General features: G+C 74.5%; 4 protein-coding genes. 3 read left to right on the plus strand and 1 reads right to left on the minus strand.

Annotation, left to right across the window (positions count from 1 at the left end; genetic code table 11):
• From QZ753_RS12615 to cbiB, 3 genes are all read left to right on the plus strand, one after another.
• On the plus strand, positions 1–1038 hold a 1038-nt coding region (locus QZ753_RS12615), incomplete at its 5' end, for a cobyrinate a,c-diamide synthase (RefSeq protein ID WP_294644154.1).
• Positions 1035–2051, plus strand: coding sequence for a threonine-phosphate decarboxylase CobD (gene cobD / locus QZ753_RS12620; RefSeq protein ID WP_294644155.1), 1017 nt, complete (start codon positions 1035–1037; stop codon positions 2049–2051). The genes QZ753_RS12615 and cobD, both read left to right, overlap by 4 nt.
• Entirely contained in the window at positions 2048–3013 is a 966-nt protein-coding gene (cbiB, locus tag QZ753_RS12625; protein WP_294644156.1) for an adenosylcobinamide-phosphate synthase CbiB, read from the plus strand. The genes cobD and cbiB overlap by 4 nt, the downstream gene beginning before the upstream one ends.
• Here the strand turns inward: cbiB and QZ753_RS12630 are convergent.
• A partial coding sequence (locus QZ753_RS12630) for an adenosylcobinamide-GDP ribazoletransferase (protein WP_367171514.1) occupies positions 3003–3825 on the minus strand: 823 nt, incomplete at its 5' end. The genes cbiB and QZ753_RS12630 overlap by 11 nt on opposite strands.

The raw sequence follows: 3825 nt of genomic DNA on the forward strand, positions 1-3825 counted from the left end.
ATGATGGGCCTCTTCGACGGGGCGGCTGACGGAACGGGCTCGGCCGCCGATCTCGCCGCCATGCTCGGGCTTCCGGTGCTCCTCGTGGTGGACTGCGCGAAGCAGTCGCACTCCGTCGCGGCGCTCGTGCGCGGCTTTCGCGATCATCGCCCGGGGCTGCGCTTCTGCGGGCTGGCGCTGAACCGCGTGGGCAGCGCGCGGCACGAGGCGCTCCTGCGCGCGGCGCTGCGGCCGCTCGATCTGCCGATCCTCGCCGTCCTGCCGCGACGTGAGGCGCTGGTCCTGCCCGAGCGGCATCTCGGTCTGGTGCAGGCGGGCGAGACGGCGGAGCTCGACGCCTTTCTCGACCGCGCCGCCGACTGGTTCGGGGAAGGGGCGGACGTCGCCGCGCTCAACGCGCTCCTCGCCCCCGCTTCGCCCGACGTCTTCCGGCCCTCGCCGTCGCCCCGCCTTCCGCCGCTCGGCGCCCGGATCGCCGTCGCGCGCGACGAGGCCTTCGCCTTCGCCTATCCGCACCTTCTGGACGGCTGGCGCGCGGCGGGCGCTCACCTGTCGACCTTCTCGCCGCTTGCCGACGAGGCGCCCGATCCGTCGTCCGATGCGGTGTTCCTGCCCGGCGGCTACCCCGAGCTTCATGCGGGGTCGATCGCGGCGGCGGCAAAATTTCGCGCCGGCATGACGGCCGCGCGCGAGCGGGGCGCCGTGATCTACGGCGAGTGCGGCGGCTACATGGTGCTCGGCGACCGGCTGGAGGCGGCGGACGGGACGAGCCATCCGATGCTTGGCCTGCTGCCCGTCGCGACCTCCTTCAAGGCGCGCCGGCTGCATCTCGGCTACCGCCGGCTGCGGCCGCGGCCGGGCGGGCCGTGGAGCGGGCCGCTCGTCGGGCACGAGTTCCACTACGCATCGATCATCGCGGAAGGCGCGGGCGAGCGCCTCTTCGATGCGGCGGACGCGCTGGGCGATGACCTTGGAGCCCTCGGCCTGCGGCACGGCCGGGTGTCCGGCTCGTTCGCGCATGTGATCGATCTCGCATGAACCCGCACCTTGTCCATGGCGGCGCGCTCCAGGCGGCGATCGAGCGCTTCGGCGGGCGGCGCGAGGACTGGCTGGACCTCTCCACCGGCATCAACCCGCTGCCGGCTCCGCTGCCGCCTCTCCCCGGTGAGCTGTTCACCCGCCTGCCGGAAGCCGATCTCGAACGCGACGCCTGCGAGGCCGCGCGCCATCACTACGGTGCGCCTGCGACGGCCGGTCTCGTCGCCGCGCCCGGCAGCCAGGCGCTGATCTCGCTCCTGCCGCATCTCCTGCCCGACGGCGCGGCGGCGATCCTGCGACCCGCCTATGGCGAGCACGCCCGCGCCTTTGCGGCCGCCGGCCGCCGCATCCTTGCTGTCTCGAGCCCGGAGGCGGTGCCGGACGACGTGGGGGTGGCCGTCTTCGTCAATCCGAACAATCCGGACGGGCGCCGCTTCGAGCGCTGCTCGCTTCTGGCACTCGGCGACCGACTGGCGGCGCGGGGCGGCTGGCTGGTGGTCGACGAGGCCTTCATGGACGCCGACCCGCGAGAGAGCTTGGCGGGCGATGCCGGCCGGCCGGGCCTCGTGGTGCTGCGATCCTTCGGCAAGTTCTTCGGCCTTGCCGGGCTTCGGCTCGGCTTCGCGCTGACGACGCCCGCATTCGCGGCACACCTTGCCGCCCGGCTCGGCCCCTGGGCGGTGTCGGGGCCAGCACTTTTTGCTGGCGCGACGCTCATGGCGGACCGCGACGGGATCGCCGCGCTGCGCCACGAGATCGCGCGCCGCGCAGCGGAAACGCGCGGCGCGATCACTGACGCCGGCTTCACGCCGCGGGGCGACGCCGGCCTGTTCGCGTTGGTCGAGACGCCGCGCGCCGGTGCGGTGTTCGAAGCCCTGGCGCGCCGCCGCATCCTCGTCCGCCCGTTCGCCGATCCTGCCGACTGGCTGCGCTTCGGGCTGACGCGCCGCGCGGAAGAGGCTGCGCGCCTCGCCTGTGCGCTTCGCGAGGCGAGGGCGGAGGCCGGACTGTGAGCGCCGCGCTCGCCGCGCTGGCACTCGGCATCGATCGCGTCGTCGGCGATCCCGACCGGGTGTGGCGCCGGGTGCCCCATCCCGTCGCCGGCTTCGGCACGCTGATCGCAGCGGCCGACCGCGCGTTCAACCGGCCCCATTGGCCGGACGGCACGCGGCGCGCGGCGGGCCTCGCGTCGATCCTCGTGCTCCTCGGTCTCGCCGTCCTCCTCGGGCTGGCAATCCACGAAATGACCGCGGCGCTCGGCTGGGTCGGCTTCGACGTCGAGGCGGCGCTCGCCTCGATTTTGCTGGCCCAGAAGAGCCTGTCCGACCATGTCCGGCGCGTCGCAGAGGCGCTGAAGGCCGAGGGCCTGCCAGCCGGGCGGCGGGCGGTGTCGATGATCGTCGGCCGCGACCCGGAGACCCTCGACGAGGCCGGCGTCGCGCGCGCGGCGATCGAGAGCCTCGCCGAGAACGCCTCCGACGGCGTCGTCGCGCCGCTTCTGTTCCTCGCCCTGTTCGGTCTGCCGGGCCTCATGGCCTACAAGATGCTGAACACGGCCGATTCGATGATCGGCCATCTCAACGAGCGCTACCGTGCCTTCGGCTGGGCCGCCGCGCGGCTCGACGATCTCGCCAATCTCGCGCCCGCGCGCCTGACGGCCGGGCTCTTCGCGCTGTCGGCCTGGATGCTCGTCGGCCGCTCCGTTGCGGCGCGTGCCGGTCGGGCGGCCCTTGCCGACGGCCCGCAACACCGCTCGCCCAATGCCGGCTGGCCGGAGGCCGCGGTGGCGGGGGCGCTCGGGCTCGCGCTCGGCGGTCCGCGCCGCTATGGCGAACTCGAGGTGGACGCGCCGATGCTCCATGCCGCCGGCCGGCGCGCGGCGGGGGCGGCCGACATCCGCAGGGCGCTTCGCCTGTTCGCCAGGACCTGCGACGTCCTCCTCGTCGCGGTGATCGGCCTCGCCCTTATCGGGTGACGAGGGCGAGGCCGAGGAGCCAGGCGATCTCCGTCAGTTGCTGGCAGGCGCCGAGCGCATCGCCGGTCTGCCCGCCGAGCCGCCGGACGAGAACGCTGCGTAGCCAGAGCAGGACGAGCGCGGCAAGGCCGGGTGGCACGATCAGGGCGCCCCATCCCGACACCGGCACGGCGAGGATCGACGCGAGTGCGAGGCCGACCGAGGCGGCGATCCAGCCATCCCTCCTGAAAGGGCGGCCGACGCGGTCGGCGAGCCCACCGGGATCGGCGCTCGGCAGTGCCGACCACAGGAGCGCCATCGCACCGCGGCTGCCCGCCGCCGCCGCCACGAGCGCCAGGGCACCGGCCGCGCCCGAGGCGTCGGCGATCGCGGCGAGGAATGTGATGCGCAACGTCAGCGACCCCATCAACGCCAGCGCGCCATAGGTGCCGATCCGGCTGTCCTTCATGATCGTGAGCGCGCGCTCGCGGTCGGCGTGGCCGAAGAGCCCGTCCGCCGTGTCGCCGAGCCCGTCCTCGTGAAGCGCGCCGGTCAGCGCGACGAGAAGGAGGATGGCGGAGGCCGAGGCGGCGAGCGGCGTCAGGCCGAGCGAGAGGAGACCGGCGAGGACCAGCGCAGGCACCGCGGCGGCGAGCGCGCCCGCGACGGGAAACGCCGGCGCATCGCGCCCGAGCGGCACCGCGGGCCCCGCGAATGCGGCCGGCACCGCGGGCAGGCGGGTGAGGAAGGCGCTGGCGCGCAGCACGCTGTGGACGAGGCGAATCATGGCCCGCAGCCTACACGATGCGGCGTCCGGCGCCGCTCGGCCGCGA

This window comes from uncultured Aureimonas sp. (genome assembly GCF_913775355.1).
GTDB lineage: Bacteria > Pseudomonadota > Alphaproteobacteria > Rhizobiales > Rhizobiaceae > Aureimonas.